The organism is Sorangiineae bacterium MSr12523 (assembly GCA_037157775.1).
Lineage (GTDB): Bacteria > Myxococcota_A > Polyangia > Polyangiales > Polyangiaceae > Pendulispora > Pendulispora brunnea.
In genome coordinates, this window is the sequence record CP089982.1 from 9,347,650 (window position 1) to 9,370,964 (window position 23,315).

At 64.7% G+C, this 23,315-nt stretch carries 19 protein-coding genes and 1 pseudogene; 10 read left to right on the top strand and 10 right to left on the bottom strand.

What is annotated here, in order from left to right:
* Nucleotides 1–200: 200 nt before the first annotated feature.
* The 4 genes and pseudogenes from LZC95_36405 to LZC95_36420 form a co-directional block, all read right to left on the bottom strand.
* Nucleotides 201–293 (bottom strand): annotated as a pseudogene (locus LZC95_36405) (translation initiation factor IF-2 N-terminal domain-containing protein).
* Nucleotides 290–973 carry a DUF448 domain-containing protein gene (locus tag LZC95_36410; protein ID WXA91922.1) on the bottom strand — a complete coding sequence of 228 codons (684 nt, stop codon included), beginning with the start codon at nt 971–973 and terminating at the stop codon, nt 290–292. The pseudogene LZC95_36405 and the gene LZC95_36410 overlap by 4 nt, the downstream one beginning before the upstream one ends.
* A 26-nt stretch (nt 974–999) precedes the next feature.
* Entirely contained in the window at nt 1,000–2,676 is a 1,677-nt protein-coding gene (nusA, locus tag LZC95_36415; protein WXA91923.1) for a transcription termination factor NusA, read from the bottom strand.
* Nucleotides 2,677–2,683: 7 nt separating this feature from the next.
* Entirely contained in the window at nt 2,684–3,211 is a 528-nt protein-coding gene (locus tag LZC95_36420) for a ribosome maturation factor RimP (GenBank protein WXA91924.1), read from the bottom strand.
* Nucleotides 3,212–3,488: 277 nt separating this feature from the next.
* Between LZC95_36420 and LZC95_36425 the strand changes: the two genes are divergently transcribed.
* The 3 genes from LZC95_36425 to LZC95_36435 all read left to right on the top strand — a co-directional run bounded on the left by LZC95_36425 (nt 3,489) and on the right by LZC95_36435 (nt 7,346).
* Nucleotides 3,489–4,988: a sigma-54 dependent transcriptional regulator gene (locus tag LZC95_36425; GenBank protein ID WXA91925.1), complete on the top strand. Its 1,500-nt coding sequence runs from the start codon at nt 3,489–3,491 to the stop codon at nt 4,986–4,988.
* Nucleotides 4,989–4,994: 6 nt separating this feature from the next.
* Nucleotides 4,995–5,855: an ABC transporter ATP-binding protein gene (locus tag LZC95_36430; GenBank protein WXA91926.1), complete on the top strand. Its 861-nt coding sequence runs from the start codon at nt 4,995–4,997 to the stop codon at nt 5,853–5,855.
* A gap of 291 nt (nt 5,856–6,146) precedes the next feature.
* Nucleotides 6,147–7,346, top strand: coding sequence for a hypothetical protein (locus LZC95_36435; protein WXA91927.1), 1,200 nt, complete (start codon nt 6,147–6,149; stop codon nt 7,344–7,346).
* A gap of 243 nt (nt 7,347–7,589) precedes the next feature.
* Here the strand turns inward: LZC95_36435 and LZC95_36440 are convergent, their stop codons facing one another.
* The 5 genes from LZC95_36440 to LZC95_36460 form a co-directional block, all read right to left on the bottom strand.
* Nucleotides 7,590–8,519 (bottom strand): hypothetical protein, encoded by a 930-nt coding sequence (locus tag LZC95_36440; protein WXA91928.1) that lies wholly within the window; start codon nt 8,517–8,519, stop codon nt 7,590–7,592.
* Nucleotides 8,520–8,545: 26 nt separating this feature from the next.
* A complete protein-coding gene (locus LZC95_36445) occupies nt 8,546–10,363 on the bottom strand; it encodes a serine/threonine protein kinase (GenBank protein ID WXA91929.1) in 1,818 nt (605 codons plus the stop codon).
* Between the two features lie 19 nt (nt 10,364–10,382).
* On the bottom strand, nt 10,383–11,975 hold the full coding sequence (locus LZC95_36450) for a sigma-54 dependent transcriptional regulator (GenBank protein ID WXA91930.1): 1,593 nt from the start codon (nt 11,973–11,975) through the stop codon (nt 10,383–10,385).
* A 46-nt stretch (nt 11,976–12,021) separates the two neighbouring features.
* Entirely contained in the window at nt 12,022–12,735 is a 714-nt protein-coding gene (locus LZC95_36455) for a hypothetical protein (protein ID WXA91931.1), read from the bottom strand.
* Nucleotides 12,736–12,936: 201 nt separating this feature from the next.
* Nucleotides 12,937–14,265 carry a sigma 54-interacting transcriptional regulator gene (locus LZC95_36460; GenBank protein WXA91932.1) on the bottom strand — a complete coding sequence of 443 codons (1,329 nt, stop codon included), beginning with the start codon at nt 14,263–14,265 and terminating at the stop codon, nt 12,937–12,939.
* Nucleotides 14,266–14,364: 99 nt separating this feature from the next.
* Between LZC95_36460 and LZC95_36465 the strand changes: the two genes are divergently transcribed.
* A complete protein-coding gene (locus LZC95_36465; protein WXA91933.1) occupies nt 14,365–15,189 on the top strand; it encodes a hypothetical protein in 825 nt (274 codons plus the stop codon).
* Nucleotides 15,190–15,198: 9 nt separating this feature from the next.
* On the opposite strand, the gene LZC95_36470 is transcribed toward LZC95_36465, so the two are convergent.
* Nucleotides 15,199–16,206 carry a serine/threonine protein kinase gene (locus tag LZC95_36470; GenBank protein ID WXA91934.1) on the bottom strand — a complete coding sequence of 336 codons (1,008 nt, stop codon included), beginning with the start codon at nt 16,204–16,206 and terminating at the stop codon, nt 15,199–15,201.
* 98 nt (nt 16,207–16,304) lie between these two features.
* On the opposite strand from LZC95_36470, the gene LZC95_36475 reads away from it, so the two are divergent.
* From LZC95_36475 to LZC95_36500, 6 genes are all read left to right on the top strand, one after another.
* The gene (locus LZC95_36475; GenBank protein WXA91935.1) at nt 16,305–16,703 is read left to right on the top strand and encodes a YbjN domain-containing protein; all 399 of its coding nucleotides are present in this window, start codon (nt 16,305–16,307) and stop codon (nt 16,701–16,703) included.
* A 58-nt stretch (nt 16,704–16,761) separates the two neighbouring features.
* A complete protein-coding gene (locus LZC95_36480; protein ID WXA91936.1) occupies nt 16,762–17,610 on the top strand; it encodes a PspA/IM30 family protein in 849 nt (282 codons plus the stop codon).
* 33 nt (nt 17,611–17,643) lie between these two features.
* The gene (locus LZC95_36485) at nt 17,644–20,490 is read left to right on the top strand and encodes a cation-translocating P-type ATPase (GenBank protein WXA91937.1); all 2,847 of its coding nucleotides are present in this window, start codon (nt 17,644–17,646) and stop codon (nt 20,488–20,490) included.
* Nucleotides 20,491–20,493: 3 nt separating this feature from the next.
* On the top strand, nt 20,494–22,527 hold the full coding sequence (locus LZC95_36490; GenBank protein ID WXA91938.1) for a hypothetical protein: 2,034 nt from the start codon (nt 20,494–20,496) through the stop codon (nt 22,525–22,527).
* A 73-nt stretch (nt 22,528–22,600) separates the two neighbouring features.
* A complete protein-coding gene (locus tag LZC95_36495; GenBank protein WXA91939.1) occupies nt 22,601–22,924 on the top strand; it encodes a helix-turn-helix domain-containing protein in 324 nt (107 codons plus the stop codon).
* A complete protein-coding gene (locus LZC95_36500) occupies nt 22,921–23,310 on the top strand; it encodes a type II toxin-antitoxin system VapC family toxin (GenBank protein ID WXA91940.1) in 390 nt (129 codons plus the stop codon). The genes LZC95_36495 and LZC95_36500 overlap by 4 nt, the downstream gene beginning before the upstream one ends.
* The last annotated feature ends 5 nt before the right edge of the window (nt 23,311–23,315 follow it).

The window sequence follows — 23,315 nt, forward strand, 5'->3', positions numbered from 1 at the left end:
TGCGAGGTGGACGGCAAACGCGAGAGCGATGGGCGCGATTCCGCGGGCACGGGCGCACCACCTGGCTTTGCCACCGCGCGGCGCTTCACCACCGTCGGACGAATGCGCTCCTCCACGACGTCGTGCGTCTTCTGCTTCTCGAGGTGCCGCTTTACGCGCTCCACCGCCTCCGGCTCCACGGAGCTCATGTGGTTGCGTACCTCGTTGATACCAACGGCCTGAAACAGTGCCACGACCGCCTTGGGATCGAGGTTGAGCTGCTTGGCTACTTCGTACACGCGCACTTTGCTCATCGACCCTCGCTTACCGCAGCGGACACACGTCCGAGGCCTGCGACCGCCCGGCCTTCGGACTCGTCACCCGAAAACCTGCATGCATCACCCTGTGCAAACACCGCCCGCAGCTCCGAGGCGATGCTGGCGCTCGTTACCGCAACGAGTGCCACTTCATCTCGACCGAGGAGGCGTCCCACTCCTTCTTTCGTGCCCCAGGCAATCGCGCGACCTTCCGCAATCGCTTCGGCAATCGGACGCCGCGACACCACGGTCTTCGTATCGCGCGCGACGACGATCACTACGTCCTTTCTCTGTTCCAGCAGTTCACACACCGCGTCTGCCCCGAGCACGAGATAGCCCGAACGGCGCGCGGCCAAAAGAAGTCCTTCGAGCCGGCGGTCCGTGCCCGCCGCAATCTCCGACCCCAGGTCGGCAGCGTTCGCCACCACCCGGGTCTTGAAGCTGCGCGAGAGCCCCCCTTTGCAGGCCTTCTCGAGACAGCCCCGGCGCGCATGCACATGCGCTCCACGCCCAAACGACGAGTTCCCCACGTCCACGAGGACGCGACTCGCCTCTGACCCGTCGTCCACCAACACGAGGCGCACGAACGCCGCCGGAGAGTCCTTCTCTCCGCAGCCGACGCACGTACGACCGTGCGCCTTTCCGTGTCCTCGTGGTTGGGGGTTCGCTTTACTCATGAAGATCGTTGGTCTCTCCATCCATCCTAAAGGGTTGCCTTGGAAGCCGGTGCCACAACCGTCTTCGAATCTTGTGCGGCCTTGACGGCCTCTTTACGGGCGGAATCGATCACCTTCCACTCGTTCTGGAGGAACTGCTCGGCGCCCTGCTTGATGGCGCGGGCCTTCTTGATGCCGAGGCCGGTCTTGATGGCCAGCTTGTCCTCTTCCTCTTTGTTCACGTCTTCGACGTGGCGGTAACCCGCCTCCTCGAGGAGTTGCGCCGTGCGCTCGCCCACGCCGCGGACGAACAAGAAGCGCTCACGCTCGCTGAGGGGCTCCGTGCGGCTCAGCGCCGCCGAGATGCGACCCTGGCGCAGTCGCTCCATGGTCTGCTCCGCCGCCTCGCGCACCTTGGTCGCGCCTTCTTCGCCGCCGATGCCCGGAATGGCCGCGAGCTCCTGCTCCGTGGCCTCGGCCAGCTCCTCGAGGGCGCGGAAGCCGAGTCGGTACATGCTGCGCGCCACCGGCTCCGTCACCATGTCCAGCTGCTGGAGCGCGCTGATGGCTTCTTCTTCCATCTGCTTGAACTTGGACTCGCTGATGATGTCCAAGCGCCAGCCCGTGAGATGGTGCGCGAGACGCACGTTCTGTCCCTTGCGGCCGATGGCCAAGGACAGCTTCTCGTCGGGAACCACGAGCTCCATGCGCCCGTCGGCTTCGTCGACGATGACCTTGTTGACCTCCGCCGGCTGAATCGCCGCGCACACGAAGCGCGCCGGATCGCGGTCGTAGGGAACGATGTCGATCTTCTCGCCGCGCAGCTCCTGCACGACGGCCTGCACGCGCGAGCCCTTCATGCCGACGCACGCGCCCACCGGATCGACGTCCGCATCGCGGCTGGTGACCGCAATCTTCGAACGCGCGCCCGGCTCGCGTGCACACGCCACGATGCGCACGATGCCTTCGTAGATCTCGGGGACCTCCGCCTCGAACAGCTTCTCGACCAACTTCGGATCGCTGCGCGAAAGAATGACCTGCGGGCCACGCGCCTCGCGGTCGATGTCCTTCACGTACGCAACGATACGGTCGCCGGGGCGGTACGTCTCGCGCGGGGTCTGCTCGCGGAACGGCAGAATGCCTTCCGTGCGACCCAGGTCGACGATGATGTTGTTCCCCTTCTCGAAGCGCCGGACGACACCCTTGATGAGCTCACCCTTGCGATCCTTGTACTCGTTGAAGATGAGATCGCGCTCTTCGTCGCGAACGCGCTGGATGAGCACCTGCTTGGCCGTCTGCGCCGCGATTCGGCCGAAGGCGGTGCGGGCCTGCTTCACGTTGAGCAGGTCGCCGAATTCCTTGTCCTGCTCGGCCGCCTTCTTCGCGTCCGAGGGGTGCCAGAAGATCTGGAAGCCGAGTTCCTCGCCGAGCTCCGCCTCGAGGCCCAGGCGCTGCGCATCTTCGACCGCGATCTCGCGATCTTCGTCGGCCACGTCCTCGACCACGGTCATGTACTGAAAGAGGTCGACCTGGCCGCTGTCTTCGTTGAAACGAGCTTCGAGCTCGCGCGTGGGGCCGAACGCGCTCTGCGCGGCCTTGAGGATGGCCTCCTCCACCGTCTTGATGAGGCGGGTCTTATCGATGCCCTTGTCCTTCGCGACCATGTCGATGGCCTGAAGGAGGTTCAAATCGGGCTGCGCTGGGTTTTGCTGGTTGAGTGCCATCTTGTTCTCACCGAGAAGGGTGCTTGCCAGGTTTGCCGGGCTTGGACGATTTGGCCCCGCCTTTTGCGGAGCCGGGCTTCGGCGCCGGACCAAATTCGAAAACCAGTCGCGCGGCAGCGATGTTTTCGAGTGAAACTTCGTGGGTGCGTCCGCCGTCTTGAACGGTGACCACGCCTTCTTTGGGCTCCCCCAGAATGCCCGTGATGACCTTTTGTCCTTCCGGGGTCGCAGTTTTTAGCTTCAAACGCGCTTTCTCTCCCGCAAACCGGGCGAAGTCGCGTTCGTCACGGAGCGGCCGCTCCACGCCAGGGGAGCTGACCTCGAGATTGTAACGATGGGGAATCGGATCGGCCACATCGAGCGCCGGGCTCAAATCCCGTGCGATTTGGGCGCAAAGCTCGAGATTGACCGCGGCATCACGCGTGCTGGCATGACTTTCGGCGCTCCCGAGTTTTTCGACGTAGACCCGAAGGACCCAGCCGGCTTGCTCCGTTTTCAGCTCGATATCCACCAGCTCCGCACCGTGTGCGGACACGATCGGCAAAATAACGGCTTTTAACCGTGCTCGGTCGTAGGAAGGTGTGGTGTTCGTGTTCGAGTCCATGCGAAAAAAAACGCGGTGCCCCGGGTTTGGGGTCCGCGCGTGGAAAACCACCAACTGAGGCGCGCGGAAGATAGCGCCCTGAGGCCTCTCATGCAAGAGCGACACGCGTGCCCGCGGTCGCTGCGTTAAAAGTGGGCTCGCCCCCCTGGACGGAAGCACACTGTGTTCCTGATATACTAGGGGTTAACCGCCCGATCCGCCTACGCCCATGGAAAATTCTGACGACCGCTCCTCCTCCCCCATTGTGGGCACGCCGCCCGGCGGCACCCCGGCCGCCAACCGGACGACACGGCACCGGGCGCAAAACGCGCGTGGCCGCATTTTAATCGTCGATGACGAGGCCAACGCCCGCGCGGCGCTGAGCGAAATCCTCCACGAAGAGGGTTACGCCACGGAAACGGCCGCCGACGGCTTCAAGGCCCTGGGCAAGCTGGAAGAATTCGCGCCCGACGTCATCCTGACCGACCTGAAAATGCCCGGGCTCGACGGCATCACCTTCATGGACAAGGCCCGCGCCGCGGCGCCGGGTGCCGTGTTCGTGGTGATGACCGCGTTCGGCACCATTTCCAGCGCCGTCGCGGCCGTCAAAAAGGGCGCGGACAACTACCTGACGAAGCCGCTCGAGTTCGAGTCGCTCAGCGCGATCGTCGAGCGCGCGATGGAAAAAGCGCGGCTTCTGCAGGAAGCGCGTCAGCTCCGCGATCGGCTGCGCGAGCGCAACGCCTTCGGCCTCATCGTCAGCGACGACGCCAAGATGCACGAGATCCTCGAGCTGGTCGCCCAAGTGGGGCCGAGCCGGGCGAGCGTGCTCATCATGGGTGAGAGCGGCACGGGTAAGGAGCTCATCGCCGAATCGATCCACGCCGCCTCGCCGCGCGTGCAGAAACCGTTCGTCCGGCTCAACTGCGCGGCGCTGGCCGAGTCGCTCCTCGAGAGCGAGCTTTTCGGCCACGAGCGTGGCGCATTCACCGGTGCGGTGGGCCGGCGCGATGGCCGGTTCAAGCAGGCCGACGGCGGCACCTTGTTCCTTGACGAGATCGGTGAGATTCCGCTGGGAACGCAGGTGAAGCTCTTGCGCTTCCTTCAGGAGCGCACCTTCGAGCGCGTGGGCGGCAACGAGACCCTCAAGGTCGACGTCCGCGTCATCTGCGCGACGAACCGCGATCTGCAGGAGGAGATCAAAAAGGGCCGCTTCCGCGAAGACCTTTTCTACCGCCTCAACGTGGTGACCATCAATTTGCCGCCGCTGCGCGATCGCCGGAGCGACATCCCGGCGCTGGCCAGCTTTTTTCTGCGCCGCTATGCGGCCGAGAACGGGCGCAACATCGAGGGCATCAGCGACGAGGCACTCGAGCGCCTGGCGAGCTACGCGTGGCCTGGCAACGTGCGCGAGCTGGAAAACGCCGTCGAACGCGCGGTGGTGCTCTGCGAGGGCACGCAGATCGAGGCTCGTCATCTGCCGCCCACGTTGGTGCCGCAAACGCAACGCGAGGGCGCGCCGCCCATCCCGGGTTCCACGATTGCGGATCTGGAGCGCTACGCGATCCTGAAGACGCTCGAGGCTTGCGGTGGCTCCACGTCGAAAGCTGCGATGCTGCTCGGCGTCTCCACGCGCAAGATCCAGTACAAGCTGCACGAGTACGGGACGACGGGCGCACTGGGCTTGCCGAACGCCACGCCCGCCAGCACGCGACGCGAGCGGGACTAGCGCATCTTGGAGGACGTCCCCGTTCTCGCCGTCTCGAAGCTCGCCAAGACGTTTCGCAAGCCGTTCTCGTCGAAGTCCATCGAGGCCGTACGCGGCGTCTCGTTCGAGGTGGAGCGCGGTCAGGTCTATGGCTTTCTCGGGCCGAATGGCGCGGGCAAGAGCACGACCTTGAAGATGATCACGGGCCTCGTCGCCCCCACGTCGGGCAGCGCGTCGCTGTTCGGGGCGCCGTTTTCGCACGACAGCTTGCGAAAGGTCGGCTTCCTCCCGGAGAACCCGTACGTGCACCCGCACCTGTCGCCGCGCGAGTTCGTCACGCTGTGCGCGCGTCTGAGCGACATGCGCGAGCCGGCCGCACGGGTGTCGGAAGCACTGGCGCGCACGGGCGTGGGTGACACGATCGATCGCCCCGCGCGCACGCTGTCCAAGGGCACGCTGCAGCGGGTAGCCCTGGCCGCGGCGCTGGTGCACGAGCCCGAGTTGCTCATTCTGGACGAACCCATGGGCGGACTCGATCCGGCCGGGCGAAAGCACGTGCGCGATCTCGTATTGGAGCAAAAGGCAAAGGGCAACTCCGTGCTGCTCTCGAGCCATGTGCTCAGCGATGTCGAGTTGCTCTGCGATCGCGTGTGCATTCTGCGCTCGGGAAGCGTGGCCTTCGAGGGGCCACTCGCCGGTGTGTTGGATGAAACGTTTCGAACCGAAATAACGTTAATTGAAAATCAGAAGACGGATATCATCATTGCCAATGGTGAAGCCGAGATCGCTGACGTGCTCGAGCGCGCTCTCGCACGCGGCGCGCGGGTGGTGAGCGTGACGCCGAAGCGCGAAACGTTGGAAGAGCTCTTCGTCCGCCGCGCGTTGTGAACACATAACGAGACGGAACGAGTCGGCACAGGCCATCCGTCATTCAACGATGTTCGTTGGACCGAACGAAATTTTGAATTTTTGACGTATTGACGTCGCACATCTCGTTATTCTAAATACCGCAACAAGCAATCCCCTCCATCGAAATACGATTTCGATGGCATGGAGTCTCGAACCCGCAGCGTTGCCCATTGCCGCTGCGAGGGATTTGCACGGATTTGGATTTCATCCACCACAAGCGTCTTCAGGTCGGTAGGTAGCCCTTCCGCCCACGGACGAAGGAAATTTTCCATGTTGAGAGCGCAATTCGTGGTCGCATTGCCATTTTTGCTCATGGCCGCAGCCTGCAGTTCGCAAGGCAGCGATGGACTGCAGGAGCGAAGCGGCAGCGTCAAACAACCGGAGGCCTGGTCTCCGCGCGACAATCCCTCATTGTTCACGTCGAATTTGGAAAAACGCTTATCGAATCTTCCCACGAATGGTGAAGCTGCGAAGATTCCTTGGGCCGGCAGCTATTGGCCCACGTTCAAGGATGGGATCAATTACCGCTGGGATGGACCGAATTCCGATTCGCCGGCAAAGAAGTACGAGTTGGCCTTCGGCCGCTCCGGCGTGGAAAATGCGGTTTCGCGCACATCGGGTGTCGATGCGCATTCGGGGCGCCGCAGCTGCACGAAGAGTTCACAATGCGATTCCAACCAAGGCGAAGCATGCGCAAAGCGAGCCGGCGAGACCCGCGGGCGCTGCATTCCGACATGGTTCGGTATCTGCCACGCCTGGGCGCCGGCCGCGATTCTGGCCCCCGAGCCCCAGCACGACGTGGTCAAAAACGGCGTCACGTTCCACGTGCAGGACATCAAAGCGCTCGCTTCGTTGCTTCACGAAGCGGTAACGACGAAATTCGTGTCGCTGCGTTGCAATTCCGAAGAAGAGGATATGGATCCGGACGAATATGGCCGGCCCCGCTCCGATTGCCGCGATACCAATCCGGGTACTTTGCACATCTTGCTGGCCAATTATTTGGGCATTCGCAAACAGTCGTTCGTCGAAGATCGGACGTATGATTACCAAGTTTGGAATCAGCCTCTGCGTGGCTTCAAAGTACTCTCGACCGAAACGATCTCGAGCCAACAAGCCAATGCGCTCGTGGTGGGCGATTCGGAAAGTGCGCCCTCGGCTTACTTGTTCAATCCGAAAGCCGTCACGTTCGTGCACGTCACCACGGAGGTGACGTACATCACGGAGTCTGGCCCCCACGAGGGCAATCTCTCTTCTCGCATCGACGAATACACCCGAGGGTCACGCTACAGTTACATCCTCGAGCTAGACACCACGGGTGAAATCATCGGAGGGGAATGGGTCGGCCGCAGCAAGAACGACCATCCCGATTTTCTGTGGCTCCCGATTCGGCAGAACGGCGCCACCGTCGCAGATGGAGCGATTTCGGCGGAGGAAGTGAACGAATTGGTCCAGCTCTCGGTCGCGCAGTGATGCGCTAAAGGATCGTGCACGAGCGCGTGCACGTGCACGTGCACGATCACGGGAGACGATCACGATCACGAGGACGAGCACGCGCTTGCGGGTAGTGCCGAGCTTGAGCTTACGCCGGCGCACACCCGTGCCCGTGTTCGTCCCCGTGATCGTGATCGTGATCGTGATCGTGATCGTGATCGTGATCGTGCACGCGCTCGCGCTCGTGCACGTCTTCTAAGCCTTCAACGCGCGCGCCCCACCTCAAAACGAGATCCTTACCCCTACCCCCCCTCCCCCCGGCCCCAGTGCGGGGACCAATGACACTGGGGGCGGGATGGGGCGTCTGCGCACGATGACGGTTTGGGGCTCGAAGCGCGCGTTGGCTTCGACGATGCCCGCGACCGCGGTCACGAGGAAGGCGCTGTATGCGAGGCTGTTGATGAAGCCCCACGTTCGCGCCCGATCGTAGTGCTCGCGGGCGTCGGCGGTTTGCGTCGTTCCGGAGGGATCGTTGTACGCGTCGACGAAGGCGGCTTTCTCGGAATAGTAGAACGGGATGGCCAGCGTTCCGGCTGCCAAGAACAACGTCTCGGCCCCGAAGAAGAACCAACCGAGGGCCTTCGACCCATTTTGGAATTGCCCCGCTCCGAAGGGCACGAACGCCACGATGCGCGAGTGCTTCACCGTGATCTTCTCCTCGCTCGCCATGCGCTCCAAAATGCGCGTGCGCTCGAGTTGCTTCTGCTTGTCCTCTTCCTCGCGGACGCGTCGCTCGGCGTCGCGGCGGGCCATCTCTCGGGCCTGCGCGTTCAAGCGCTCGCGAATGCGGCTGCGGGTGTCGCTGAAGGCGTCCAGAACCGCGGTGGGAAAGCTCAGAGGATCCGGTTCGTACTGCGGATTCTTGAAGAGCACCTGCTCGAACAGCCCCGCCGCCTCCTGCGGACGCCGCTGCGCGATCTTCACCGCTCCCCAGTACATCAGCGCCTGCGTGACCAGATTCGGATCCCGCACGGTGCCGGTTTTCGGCGCCAACATCGCCCGAAAACGGGCATCGGCCTCGTCGTACTGCCGCGCGAGGTACGCGTTGCGGCCTTTTTCGAGGTCCGACTGCTCGTCCGCATGCACCACGGCGCCGGTCGTCAGACAGGCGGCAACCACCATGGCGGAAAAAAGCGGGCGCACGGAACGCATGAAGAGAGGCTCGCGATGTTAGCCCCTTACTCGTCCGTTGCGAGCCCGAACACCACTTCCGACTGCTGTCCGGCCGACAAAGTCACTGGCTCGGTGCGTCCCGAGGGGAGCTCCACGACATGGACGGTGGTCCGCGACACGTTCATCGGCACCCGGCTCTGGATGCCGGCCCGCAGCATGACCGTCGGCTGCTCTTGAATCGTGTAGGATGCATGCGCATCGCCTTGGACGACCAGGGACGCGGGCTTGATGCTGAGGCTCACCTCCAGCTCCTCGTTCCCTTCCCCGGCTGACACCACGCGCTGTTTGGGCTCACACGCGTCGTTCTTGCACGTGAACGTGAGCACGTGCCTCTGCGCGTCCACCGTCACGTGGCCGCCAACCTCGACCTCCGCCGGCGCCTCCCCGTCCACGGCCACACGGATGCCGAACTGCGGCATGAAGCTACGAAATACGATGTCGCGCGTCGCCACCTTGGTCGCGCTCGAACGTGACGGCGCCGGGGGATTCGCCACCGGCAGCCTTCCGGAAATCCGCACCGCTGAGGACGAAGGCGCCGAAGCAGGATCCGGCGCGATCGCCGATGGCGACGGCGTCTCCGGAAGCGCGATCGCGGAAGCCGAGGGCGCCGGCACTTCGTCCACCACCACCACGGGCGCGCGGTAAGCCCGCACCGCGAAGAACGCGATGGCACCGCACGCAACGGCACAGAGCACCACCGGCGCGAGGCGCTTCATCAAGCGCCGTCGCTCCTCCGAGCGATGCATCGTGGCCACGATGCGGAGAAGCGCCTGATCCTCCGGCGCATAGGCCAGCGCGCGGTTGTAGTCCGCCGCTGCCGCGATGGCGTCGCCCCGCTGGCGCGCTTCCTTCGCCAGGGTGCACAAGCGCGGGATGATCGCCGCCTGGTGCTTCGCACGGTAGCCCTCGGGATCGGCCATCCATGCATCGAGGTCGCCGGACGCGCTCGTCACGTTCAAGCGGCGCAATTCGTCGCCCAGCGCCTCGCGCATCTGGTTGGCATCCGCGAAGCGCCCTTCCACGGTTCGATGCAGCGCGCGATCGAGGAGCACGCTCCAATTTTTCCCCACCGTGGCACGTTCGTGCTCGGCGCTCGGGTAGATGCCCTCGAGCACACGACGGAGCACCTGCGCGGGGTTGCTGCCTTCGAAGGGCAGATGCCCCACGAGGCATTCGTAGAGCAAGACGCCCGTGCCGAACACGTCGGCCCGTGCATCGACCTCGCCGCCCTCGATCTGCTCCGGGGCCATGTGCGCGGGGCTGCCGAGCACCTGCCCCGTCGACGTCACGCCCTGGCTGTCGAGCAGCTTGGCGATGCCGAAGTCGGTCAACTTGACCTTCACGCCCTCGTCGGAAAACTCGATGATGACGTTCTCCGGTTTGATGTCGCGATGGATGACGCCGGCGCCGTGCGCGTGCGAAAGCGCGGCGAGCAGTTCCTGCGCGATCTGCGCGCCCACCTCGGGCGGTAGCGCGCCGTGCGCCTCGAGGAGCTTGCGCAGGGAGCGCCCGCGCACGAGCTCGTTGACGAGGTACTGCTCCTCCTCGTCGGGCGAGGAGACGTCGTACACCTCGACGATGTTCGGGTGGCGCAGCTTGGCGACGGCCTTCGCCTCGACGAAGAACCGGTGCGCAATTTCGACCGAGTCCCGGAGGTGCCGGTGAATGACTTTAATCGCGACGTCACGACAGAGACGGGGATCGTGTGCACGGTAGACGGTGGCCATGCCGCCATGGCCGATCTCCTCGATCACCTCGTACTTGGTGATGTTGGGCATCCGCGCACGCTGCGTGGCCTTCGTTGCCGGGCCCGTTACCGCCATCGCACTCGAGTCTAGCTCATTATCCCTTCAAACCGAGTCGTTTCAGGCGACTTCGCAGGGTGCTTTCGCTCAGCCCGAGCGAACGCGCCGCCCGCGACTGGTTGCCCTCGGCGCGTGCCAAGATCTGCACCAAAATTTCACGCTCGATATCGTCGAAGGTCGTTCCCGTCTCGGGCACTCTGAGCACGATGGTGTCGGCATCTCGGCCCATTCCCGCCCCGATGGCGGGCGCCGACGGGAGAGCCGCCGGCAGGTTTCGCAACGAACCAAGGTTCCGCACGCTGACGGGTCCCGTGCCAAGGCGGGATCCGCTTTCCGTCGAGCCCCACGGCGACGTAGCTGGCACCTGAGTTGGCAGCCCGAGCTCGTCCGCCTCCACCTCTTCTCCCGCGTGGTAGATGGCGATGCGCTCCATCAAGTTGGACAGCTCGCGCACATTCCCTGGCCACGTATGGCGCTCCAGGACGGCCCACGCGGCGTCGGTCAGCCGTGGCAGCATGCGTCCCATGCGCCGCGCGGCTGCCTCGAGCATCGGCGCCCCCAAGCCGCGCACGTCCTCCGGCCGCTCGCGCAGCGGCGGAATGTAAATCGGCGCCACCGCGAGCCGATAATAAAGGTCGAGCCGGAAGAGGCCCTCCTTTGCATCCGCCAACAAGTCGCGATTCGTCGCCGCCACGATGCGCACGTCGATGGGGCGCGGTTCGGTTGCGCCCACCGGCCAGATTTCGCGCGACTCCAGGGCACGCACGAGCATCGCTTGCAGCGCCAACGGCGCCTCGGCAATTTCATCCAAGAAGAGCGTGCCGCCGTCGGCGAGCTCGAACAAACCGCGCCGGGGCGTCGCCGTCGGTGGCAGCGATCCCGGCGAACCCGGAACGCGCGCATGGCCGAATAGCTCGCTGGCCATGAGCTCCTGGGGAAGCGCGGCCAGGTTCTGCGCGACGAAGCGAGCCCGCTTGCGTGCACTGCGCTCGTGAATGGCGGAGGCGACCAGCTCCTTGCCGACGCCGGTCTCGCCGTACAGCAGAACGCTCGCTTCGGTTCCGGCAACGGCGACGACCTGCTCGAACACCTTCGCCATCGGCGGCGACGTCACGTGAAGACGCGGGCGCGGCGGCACCGCACGTGCGACCGACTCGAGGTCGTCCTTGAGGCGCGCGTTCGCCGAGGTGAGCTCCTCCACCAGGCGCCGGTTCTCCAATTCGAGCTGACGCTGCTCGACCGCGCGCAGGATCGTCAGCCTCAACTGCTCCGCGTCCCACGGCTTCTGCACGTACGCGAACACGTGGCCGAGGTTGACCGCCGCCGCGAGATCGTCGTGATCGCTGTAGCCGGTGAGAAGGATCCGCTGCGTGTCGCGGAACTGCTCGTACGCACGCGCGAGAAGCTCCGAGCCTCGCATTGGCTCCATGCGCATGTCGGTGACGAGCACGTCGAAGGCCTCATGCGACATCGCCGTGAGCGCCTGCTCGCCATCGGCAACGCATGTGACGTCGAACTCGCCCGCGAAGACGATGTTGAAGACGTCACGAACGTCATCTTCGTCGTCCGCGTAGAGGACCTTGGCTTTGTTGACCTGCCCCCCACCTTGCCCGGACTTGGAAGCCGTCATCGAGTCGAGGACGATATCACTTCTTACGCCATCGCTTTACCGACTTCTACGGAACGCGATTTCCCGAGGCGGCGAGGATCTCGTTGTGGAAATGGCGGAAAGCACTCGATTCCGGCCAGATGGGGGCGCCCGCCAGGATCGACGGTACATCAGCCTTCTTGCCATGATCGATTGCGATGACCGCGGCTGCGTAACGCATGGCCCAGTGAATCAGCGGTGAAGTCGACGCAGCCGCACGCAGGGCGCGGGCATCCGAGTCGCGGCTCGTATGCGCAAACGCGCGAGCCATCGCGAGAAGCCCGCGACGCAGCCGCGCGATGCGCAGCCGGGCGAAGAACGAGGCCGCTGGCATCGGCATTTTCTCGAGAACCTCGGCCTTTTCGACCGCCGCACCGCGCGCGCCCTCGAAGGTGTCGAGCAAGGTCTCGATGAACAGCCGCTGCTCGAGCGCTGCCTCCCACGCGGGACCGCGAACGGCGCGTTCCAACGCCGTGCGGGCTGCATCGATCCAGCCGTACGCCGCGTAGGCCGTGGCCACCATCAACGGTGCCATCGTCTCCGGGTACATCACGCGCTGCAGCGACCCTTGCCAGGTGCCGAGAACCCGCTCCGGATCACCGCTCATCAACAGGCGGCGCATGCGCCGGCGGGCAAAATAGGCGGGCATCATCATCAGAATGACGATGAGGGCAAACGGGAGAAGCAGTCGGGGTTGATCCCACGCCATCCGTCCGGCGATGGCCGCGCAAAGCGCGCTCACCGTCAGAGAAATGTAGGAAATGGATCGAGGCCGGGGCGTCATGCTCTAGGAAGGACTCCTGCATACAAGTGTTGGGCCGCAGGCGCTGTGCCGCAACCCAGCATATCGCCCCCTATCGAGGATGGAGTGACTCAGGGAGGCTCCAAGCATGGAACGCGCTCTATTTCGGGGGCTTGGGGCGGCGGAGCCCCCCAAACCTGCCTACGGCTTGTCGATGCGATCCGGCGTACCGATACCGTGTCGCCGCAAATATCCACGCACATGAGCACGCTCCATGGCGGCACGGCGTCCGATTTCGCTGACGTTGCCGTTGCACTCCGCATACAGCGCCGTGAAGTAATCGCGCTCGAAGCGGGCGAGGACATCGCGCTTGGCATCCTGGAAGGTGCGCCCGCGTGTCGGCGTCGAGTCCGTCGCGGTCGTCGTCAGTGGCGCAAGATGCTGCGCCACGTCGAGCGTCCCCTCTTTGCCGAAGGCGAGGGCCACGGCAACGACGTTGCGCAGCTCGCGCACGTTGCCCGGCCAGTCGTGCCGCATCAAGCGCTCGAGCGAGTCGTGCGGGATGCGGTTGTAGGCCTGCTTGTCGCCCATATCGGTGAGCATCCGCCGCACCAATGCGGGGATGTCCTCGAGGCGATGACGCAGCGCCGGGAGCTCGATCTTGATCTGCGCGACACGAAAATAAAGGTCGGAGCGGAAGTTGCCGTCATTCACCTCGCGAACGAGATCGCGACGGGTGGCGGCGACGACGCGGACGTTCACCGGGCGATAGCTGTTGGAGCCAACGCTCTTGATGCGCTGCTCGGCGAGTGCGCGCAGTAGCTTGGGCTGCACGTCGACGGGAAGCTCCCCGAGCTCGTCGAGGAAGATGGTTCCACCGTCGGCCTCGACGAAGGGCGAAATGCGCTTGTCGATGGCGCCCGTGAACGAGCCGCGCTCGTGGCCGAACAATGCGCTTTCGGCGAGCGACGCGGGGATGGAGCCGCAGTCCACGACCACGAACGGCTTGTTCTTCCGTTCGCTGGCGCCGTGGATGGCTTGCGCCACGAGCTCCTTTCCGGTTCCGGTTTCGCCGGTGATGAGCACCGTGAGCTCGGTGGGTGCCGCCTTGCGGAGGCGCTCGAACACCGCCCGCATGCCGGCGCTGCTTCCGACGAGCGGCCCGAATTCGGCGGCCTCGGGGACGTTCACCTGCTCGGGATTGTTCGGGCTGAACTCGAGCAAGGTGTCGCCGCAGAGGATCGACGTGGGCTTGGTGAGGAAAACCTCGCCAATGCGCGTGTCTCCGACGAACGTGCCGTTACGAGAACCGAGATCGCGAACGCGAACGCCGCGTTCGGTCGCCACGAGCTCCATGTGCACGGCGCTGACCTTCCGGTCGTCCAGCACGAGATCGCAGGCCTCATTGCGGCCAACGACCAGGGTATCGGCGCCTATCTCTAGGGAAGGCTTGTTGCCGGTGCCCTTCGTGATGTTCAGTGCGCCGCCGCGAACTTCGTATTTGCCCTTCGCGACGATGGTTGCGTCCACGGGGTAGGTTTTAGCACGACTGCACCGGGCTTTCGCAACAGGTTGTATGCCGCAAGAAAAAGCTTGCGCGTCTCAGGAGCCCACTGAGAGCTTGAACCGATGAAGTGGCGATACGGGATTGGACTCGCAGCCCTTAGCTTTGCAGCCTGGATCTTTTCAGCGTGCAGCGGCGATGACAGCAACGGAAGCGGTCCGCCGTCCGGTCAAGATGGTGGGAACGATGCCTTCCTTTCGGATGCTGGTGCGGATTCGGATCCTGGAAACGCCGCCGCTGCCTGTGAGAATTACTGCAGAATCGTTGGAGAACATTGCCAGGGCGAGGTGCGAAATCAGCCCAAGGGCGAGCCTACGGCGCAATACCTTTCGAACGAGGGCTGTCGCCACGCATGCTCGAAGATGGATCTCGGACAGCCCAGCGACGAGAACGGAGTCGATTCGATTTACTGCCGCATCTGGCACGCGGATGCGCCTGCGCAGGGCGATCCGGGCAAGCATTGTCCGCACGCCGGCCTCTCGGGTGGCGGCACGTGCTCGGGCGCGGTGGACTCTGGGGCGAGCGGTCGATGCGCCACCTTCTGCCATCTTGCGCTCGCGATCTGCGATCCGGCCGCGCTCAAAGCCGCGGGCGTGCCCCCCACCGACGTGCCCTTCCAAGACGAGGGGGCGTGCCTCAATGCGTGTGGAAAAGACCTCGGTACCGGGGGAAATACGCCCGCGTTCAACTTCGATTCCTCGCAAAACGAGCTGACGCAAAGGGGCGACACGCTCAATTGCCGGCAGTACCAGCTGGGCGTCGCCTACGATGACCCGCCGCTCGCCGATGGCGGTGTCACGGAGAGTGCCAAGCGCGTGTGCCCTTGGCTTCGCGCGAACGGAGGCCTCACTCCTCCACCCGACGGCGGTCCCTGCGTCGGAACGAAGTAGCCTGTCCGCTCAGCGCCTTGGGTCGCCAGAGGCGCTGTCTGCGAACGTGACCTGCGTCGAATCGTCGTCGCGCTCGAGGCGGGTCGGCAACGTCGGCGGCGGCAGCTGCAGGGTCGCCATGACCTGCCACACGCGGCGCCACGCTTCCAGCGCCTCGGACGCGCTACGGAAGCGGCGCTCGCGGTCGCGGGCCATCATTTTTTCCAGGAAGCGCTCGATGCCGCTGGGCCACTCGTCGCCGGTGGTGGCGGCAAGCGACGGCGGCTCGCGATCCAATTTGAGCGCAATGAGCGTGAGCGCATTGGAGCCCTCGAACGGAAGCCGGCCGGTGAGCGCCCGATAGGCGACTGCGCCGAGCGCATACAGATCCGCGCGCTCGTCGACCCGTGCGGAGCCCCGCACTTGCTCCGGCGCCATGTAGGCGAAGCTACCCAAAGTGGCATCGAACGCGGTCAGCGAAGGCTCGCTCTTGCGGTTTTTGCGCACCTTGCTGATGCCGAAGTCCAGAATGCGCGTGCGCTCCTCGGACTCGCCATCCGCAATTTCGCGCGCGGTGAGGCGCCGCTTTTCGACGAACAGGTTGGCGGGCTTGATGTCCCGATGAATCACCCCCGCGGTATGGGCGGCATCGAGCCCCTGCAGCGCATCGTCGACCACCGGCGCCACGTCACCGAAGGACATGTATTGCTCGCGGCGCAATCGTTCGTCGAGGCCCTCGCCGGTGAGCCGTTCGAACGCGATCCACAATCGCCCATTGCGGTCTTTGCCGGCCCCGAGAATGCGCGCCACGTAAGGCGATTGCACCTGGGCGGCGATCGACGCTTCGCGTTGAAATCGCGCCACCAAGTCGGGATCCTGGGCTGCGCGCTCGTGCAGGACCTTGAGGGCCACCTGTTCGCCGGCCTTGCCATCGGCGGCATAGACCTCCCCCATTCCGCCCTGTCCGATAAGCTGGCGAACCTTGTAATGCCCGCCAACGACGGTACCAACGAGCGATCCGGGTTCCGTTGCGCCCATACTCCTCCCACGAATCTAGCAGCTTTTTGTGGCTCTTCTGGATGGATTCTTCGGCCGAGTCGACAGTGATGGGACCAAACGACTAACCTGGCGCTGCGATGCGTACGATCAAGGACGTCGAGGCCTACCTGGAAAAGCTGAATCGGCGCTACTCCGTGGTCGAGGGGGAGCGGGACACCTACCTCATACACACGAGCGATGCCTTCCCGCCCATCGCCATGCGGATCGACCCGCCCCTGGTCGTTTTGCGCGTCCACATTGGGGATGCCGCGGGGGATCCGCCGGCCCTCTTTCGCAAGCTCCTGGAGCTCAACGCCGGGTCGCTGCTCCACTCCAGTTATGGCCTGGAAGCGGATCGCATCGTCCTGGCGTCCGCGCTCGAGCTCGAAAACCTCGACTTCAACGAGTTGGAGGCGACCCTCGACGAGATTGACGTTGCATTGGCGCAACAGGTGCCGGAGCTCGCGCATATTTCGAAGCGCCAGCCGGTTACCTGAACGTCACGCTTTCGCGACAAAGTTCACTAGCGCTTCATTGGTTCAAGAGAGATCGCCCATGGGTATTTTCAGCCGTCTCGCGCAGCTCATCAAATCCAACCTGAACGATCTGATCAGCAAATCGGAAGACCCCGAGAAGATGCTGAACCAGGTCGTTTTGGACATGAACACGCAACTCGTCGAGGCCAAGAAGCAAGTGGCCGCGTCGATCGCGGACGAGAAGCGTCTCGCGAAACAGCACGAACAAGAAGCGGCCAACGCCACCGAGTGGGAGCGCCGGGCGATGATGGCACTGCGCGCGGGCAACGAGGAGCTGGCGAAGGAAGCCCTCGCGCGCAAGAAGGAGCACGACCAACTCGCGGCCACGTTCAAGGACCAGTGGACGAAGCAAAAGACGGCCGTCGAGTCGCTCAAGCGCGCGCTGCGCATGCTCAACGACAAGATCGAGGAGGCGAAGCGCAAGAAGAACGTGCTCATCGCGCGAAAGAAGCGCGCGGAGGCGCAGCGAGCCATCCAGGAGACGATGAGCGGCCTGCGCGATCAGAGCGCGTTCGAGACGTTCGAGCGCATGTCGAACAAGATCGATCAATTGGAGGCCGAGGCCGAGGCGGGCGCGGAGATCCAGGAAGAGTACACGGGCGACGTGCTGGCCTCGCAGTTTGCGCATCTGGAAAAGACGGCGGGTGCCGACGAGGAGCTGCTCGCGCTCAAGCGCAAGATGGGCCTCGCCCCGGCGGAACCAGCGCCGGTGGCGGCGCCCGAACCCGTGCAAGCGCGGGTCGAGGCACCGCTCGATGCAGCGCCCGCGACCAGCGGGACGACGCGCGAGGAAGAGGAGCTCGCCGCGGCGCTCGAAGAGCTGGAGGCCGAGCAGCAAGGGGCACAACAACGGAAGGCAGGACACTGAGCGCCATGATGCGAACCACCCAAAGGAGCACGTGTGAGCGCAACCTCCACGCCGGGTAGCGACGAACCGGTCGACAAGATTCTCGAACGCCTTTCGTGCGATCCCGCGCGGGGTCTCACCCAGGCCGAGGCGCGCGCGCGCCTCGAGCGCGACGGGCGAAACGAGCTGCCTCCTCCGCCCAAGCCGAGCGCGCTCAAACGATTTTTCAATCAGTTTGCCAACCCCATCGTCCTCACGCTGTTGGCCGCCGCGGTCATTGCGCTGATCAACGGTGCAACGCAAGACAAGACCGGGCCCTTTTTGGTCCGGTTCGGCGACGCCATCGCCATTTTTCTCATCGTCGCATTGAACGCGGTGCTCGGTTATTACCAAGAGCAACGCGCCGAGGCCGCGCTGGATGCGCTGCAGAAGATGCAAACGCCGTCGGCGCGCGTGCGGCGCGACGACAAAGTCGTCATGCTCAGCGCCGCGGAGTTGGTCGCTGGCGACGTGCTCGAGGTGGAGGCGGGCGATGCGGTGCCCGCCGATGCGCGGCTCCTGCAGACGATCAACCTCGCCACCGAGGAATCGGCGCTCACCGGCGAATCCGTGCCCGTGGGCAAGGACGCGCGCGAGCAGGTGCCCGCCGATGCGCCGCTGGGCGATCGCGCGAACATGCTCTTCGTCGGCTCCAACGTGGTGCGCGGAAAAGGCCGCGCGGTGGTCGTCGCCACCGGCACGCGCACGGAGCTGGGCAAGCTCTCCGAGCTGATTCGCGGCGCGGGTGGCGATCGCACGACGCCGCTCGAGGCCAAGCTGGATCAATTCGGAAAGCGGATCCTGCTCGTCTGCCTCGCGCTCAGCGTGCTGCTTTTCGCGCGCGGCATGTGGAAGGGCGATCGCCACTGGCACGAGCTGCTCCTGGAGGCGGTGAGCCTCGCGGTGGCCGCAATTCCCGAGGGATTGCCGGCCATCACGACGATCACGCTCGCCCTGGGCATGCAGCGCATGGCCAAGCGCGGCGCCATCGTGCGCAAACTCGCCGCGGTGGAGACGCTCGGCGCGGCCACGGTCATCTGCTCGGACAAGACGGGCACGCTCACGCAGAACGAGATGACCGTCACCAAGATTTACAGCGGCCGCCGTTCCTACAAGGTGACGGGCGTCGGCTACGATCCGCGCGGGAGCATCGTCGGCGACGACGGCGACATCATGGACACGCCGAGCAAGCCGCTGCGGCATCTGCTGCAGATCGTTGCATTGTGCAACAATGCGGAGCTCGACATCGACGACGAGGGAAGTTGGCGCGCGGTGGGCGATCCCACGGAGGCGGCGCTCCTGACGTTGTCGGCGAAGGGCGGGCTGCCCAAGGAGTCGATCCTTCCCTCGCACCAGTTGCTGAAGGAGCTGCCCTTCGACAGCGATCGCAAGCGGATGACCATTCTCACCCTGGATGCCAAAGGGCGCGAGGTGGTTCACACCAAGGGCAGCGCGGACGTGCTCTTGCCGCTGTGCACGCACTTCGACGACGAGGACGGCCTGCGCGAGATGACCGCGGAGGATCGCGAGTGCATCGTCAAAGAGCTGGAGCGCATGAGCAGCCAGCAGCTGCGCGTGCTCGCGGTGGCGCGGCGCATTCTTGGAACGCGGCACGACGGGCAAGACGGGACGGCTGCAACGGATCCGTCGTTCAAGGACTCCGAGCCGGAACTCGTGCCCAAGGTGCTCGATCTCGAGCAGGGGCTCACCTTCGTGGGGCTCGTGGGGATGATCGATCCCCCGCGCGCAGGCGTGAAGGAAGCAGTGGCTGCATGCGCCACCGCGCAAGTGCGCGCGGTGATGATCACGGGCGACCACAAGCTGACGGCAATCGCGATTGCGCGCGAGCTGGGGCTCTGGGAAGAGGGCGCGCTGGCGCTGACCGGCGCCGAGCTGGAAAAGATGTCGCCCGAGGAGCTCGAAAAGCGCGTGGAGCACGTGCGCGTATTCGCGCGCGTGACGGCGGAGCAAAAGCTGCGCATCGTGCGCGCGTTCAAGAATCGCGGGCACGTGGTGGCGATGACCGGCGACGGCGTGAACGATGCGCCGGCGCTGCGTGAAGCGCACATCGGCGTGGCCATGGGGAAGAACGGGACCGATGTCGCGCGGCAGGCGGCGGACATGGTCATTGCGGATGACAACTTCGCCACCATCGTCGAAGCCGTGCGCGAAGGGCGCGCGATTTACCGCAACATTCAGAAATTCATCTTCTTCTTGTTGTCGGCGAACGCGGGGCTCCTGGTGACGGTGTTCGTGGCGTCGTTCCTCGACGTGCCTCCGCTCACGCCGCTGATGATCCTGTGGATCAACTTGGTGACCAACGGCCTGCCGGCGTTGGCGCTGGGTGTGGACCCGCCGGATCCCACGCAGATGAGCGAACCTCCGCGCAAGACGACGACGGGGCTACTGACCGCGCGCGAGTACCTGGGCATCATCTACGTCGGTCTGTTCATGGGCGGGATGGGCCTTCTGACGTACTTCTGGCCCTTCGAGCACGGCATCGGCGGCGCATCGCGGATGGAGGAACGCGCGGCAGCGTTCTCGCTGTTGGCGTTGAGTCCCCTCTTTCATGCCCTGAGCTGCCGCTCGGCGACGGCGTCCATCGCGGCGCTCAAGCCGAAAATCGCCGGCCCGCTCGCACTGGCCATCTTGTTGAGCGGCGCGATCCACTTGGTGTCGGTGTTCATTCCGGCGTTGCGTCCGGTGTTCCGCACGTACCTGATGACCGGTGAGGAGTGGCTCATTCTGCTTTTGCTCTCGGCATCCATCGTGCCGGGTGTGGAGCTGATGAAGCTTCTCCAACGGGTCGGCATCGGCGGCCGCTCCCTCGGCCCCGTCTCGCGGCGCAGCACGGAGAGTTAGAACATGCGCGGAGCATATGGCGGCCTGATTCTGCCGATTGTGGCGGTGTTGATGGGATGCGGGGCGAGCTCGCAAGAAGCGAAGTCGCCCACGACGGCCGGCGGTGGATCGAATGCAGGCGATGTGTCCATCGGCGATGCGGCCGTGCGTCAGGGCGGCATGTGGTCGACCGAGGAGACCGCACCGCCACTGGCCAGCGCCCTCGAGGCGTTTCGCGTGGAGAAGAAGATCAAGCTCGACGGCATCCTGGGCGAGTGGCCCGCACGCACGGCCGCAAGCACGGTGGTGCAGGGAACGGCGGGCGAGCTGACCTTCCAGGGCGCCGTGCAATACGACGATCAATACGTGTACATTGCAGGTGAGACGAACGATGCGAAGTTCGTCTCGGGCAAGGACCACGCGTCGTTGGCCATCGCCATTCCGGGGCCGGGTGGGATTCCGAGCGGGCACGAGATCGCATTTTTCCCGGGCAAGCCCGGTGAGACGGCGGGGCGTGTGCTCTTTGCCTTTGGCCCGAAGCGCGGCGAGGTCGTGCCCGGAGCCAAGGTCGTCGAAGCACCGCATGCGGGTGGCGGCTACAGCTTCGAGGCCGTGGTGCCGTGGAGCACCTTCCCCGAGGCGCGGGCGGTTCGCGTGGGCTTGCGCGGGGTGCTCTCGTATTACGACTCGGGAGAGGGCAACGGGAAGGGAGCAACGATCCTGGCGACGGGGCCGGGCGACGTGGAGCATGTCGCCGCCCTGCCCTCCCTGCCGACGGAGCCGGAGCAAGCGCTGATGGCGGGGTTGCTCAAGCCGCGCGGTCTCGCGGCACGAGGCCCGACCATCGACGTGTACGCCGACGTTTTCGGCGACGGACAACGCGAACGCGTCTCCGTGTTCGGGCACTTCCTCACCATCGTGGGGCAAGGCTACCGCGACGGGAAAGAGTTCTTCTATCGGGACCTCGGCAGCCGCACCGTCGTGCGGGTCGATGCGCGCGACATCACCGGCGAGGGCAAGGACGACTTGCTCGTGCGCTCGCACTTCGAACAAGGCGGCATGACGCACGATTGGTTCGAGGTCTGGCAGATCGCCCCGAGCGGCGAGCCGGTCACGCTTTTCGGCCAGGAAATCGAGCTCGCCCGGGGCAACGCGAAGATCGCCAACAGCGTGCATGTCCACGAGCGCGAAATCGAAATTGCGGTCGACCCGGCCGCGGGCCCAGGTACCTCGCTGATTCCGACGAAACCCGCCGAGGTGGAGCCGATTCTCACGCCGTGGGGCCCGGTGCGTTCGCGCACGTACCGCTTCGACGGGAGCAAGTTCGTGCAAAAGAACGAGGTCGCGCAGAAGGCGCAGACGCCGCCGCCCGCTATCGCACCGCCGGCGCCATCCACGCAAGCCGTGCAGGCCCCGCAAAACGCGCGCGCCGCCACCCCGGAAAAGCGCGATCTCCTCGACGTGTACCGCCGCGAGCACAACGTGCCCGCCGATCTCGCGCCCACGGGCCAAGCGACGGTGAATCTCCGCGAGGGCACGGTCAACGTCGTGCTCCTGGGCAACGACCTCGTGTTCTATGGCCCCGGCTTCAAGTCCGGCGCGCAGTACGCGTACCTCTCGCTGCCGCAATTCGCCAGCCCCGGCTCGGTGAAAGAGCTGGCCGCGCGCGATCTCAATGGAGACGACATTCGCGACGTCATCGTGCGCGGCATCCACAGCATTGCCCCACGCCAGGGCACCACACCCGAGATCACGAGCGAGGCCATTTTCGTCTACGAGCTGCGCGACGGAAAATTCGCGCGCCTCTTCGCCGTGGAGACCGCACGTGAACAAGGCCAAAACCGCGTGCAGGCCCAGTTTCAATTCATCCCGGCCAAGGCAGGCAAGGGCATCGACATCGAGCTGCGCCCCGGCAAGGCCACCGGCTGGACCGAGAAAAGCTACCCCTGGCCCAACGAACAACCCGGCCCCGTCGAGCCCCTCGTCCTCCCCTGGAGCCGCACGTCCGCGCGCTACGGCTATAACCCCACCTCGCAGCGCTTCGAACTCATCAAATAGAGGCCAACACCAATTCTTCTAGTAAGATCTAGACCAATTGCAGGCCCTCCACTTAGGCGCTAGCCTATAGAGCATGTCCGGCTTTACACTGCGTCAGCTCCGCGAACGCGCTCGCAAGAGTCAGGCGGAGGTGGCCCGAGGCGCCCGCATGCACCAGTCCGACGTCTCGGCACTCGAGAATCGGGATTTGCGCACGACGCGACTCGAGACACTGGAAAGGTATGCGCGCGCGGTCGGCGGAGAGCTTGAAGTCGTCCTCGTCGAGAATGGTCAGCGCACCCCGATTCGGTTGGATGGATCCCCTCGACAAGGAATGGCTTTCGGAGGGCTCGAGGGCCAGTGTTTCGTAGCGGAAGACTTCGATGCCGCCCTCGACGACTTCGAGGGTTACACGTGAGACTGCTGCTCGATACTCACGTTCTCATCTTCGGCATCCACGAGCCGATGCGCCTACCGTCTGGTGTTCGTGCTCAACTGGCCGAGCCAGAGAATGATCGCTTCTTCAGCATTGCGAGCATCTGGGAGATGGCCATCAAGATAAGCCTCGGCAAACTTGAGTTTCCCATCGATCTCGACGAAGTCGTGGATCGATTCATCCTGAAGAACAGCGTGCAACTTCTTCCCATCGAACCAGAGCACGCGATGGCCGTCGCTTCGCTACCCTGGCACCATCGCGATCCGTTCGATCGGCTACTCGTCGCACAGGCTTCAGCGGAAAGCCTCACGCTCGTGAGCGCAGACGCCTCTTTCGAGGCGTATGATTGCACCCGACTCTGGGACTGATTCGC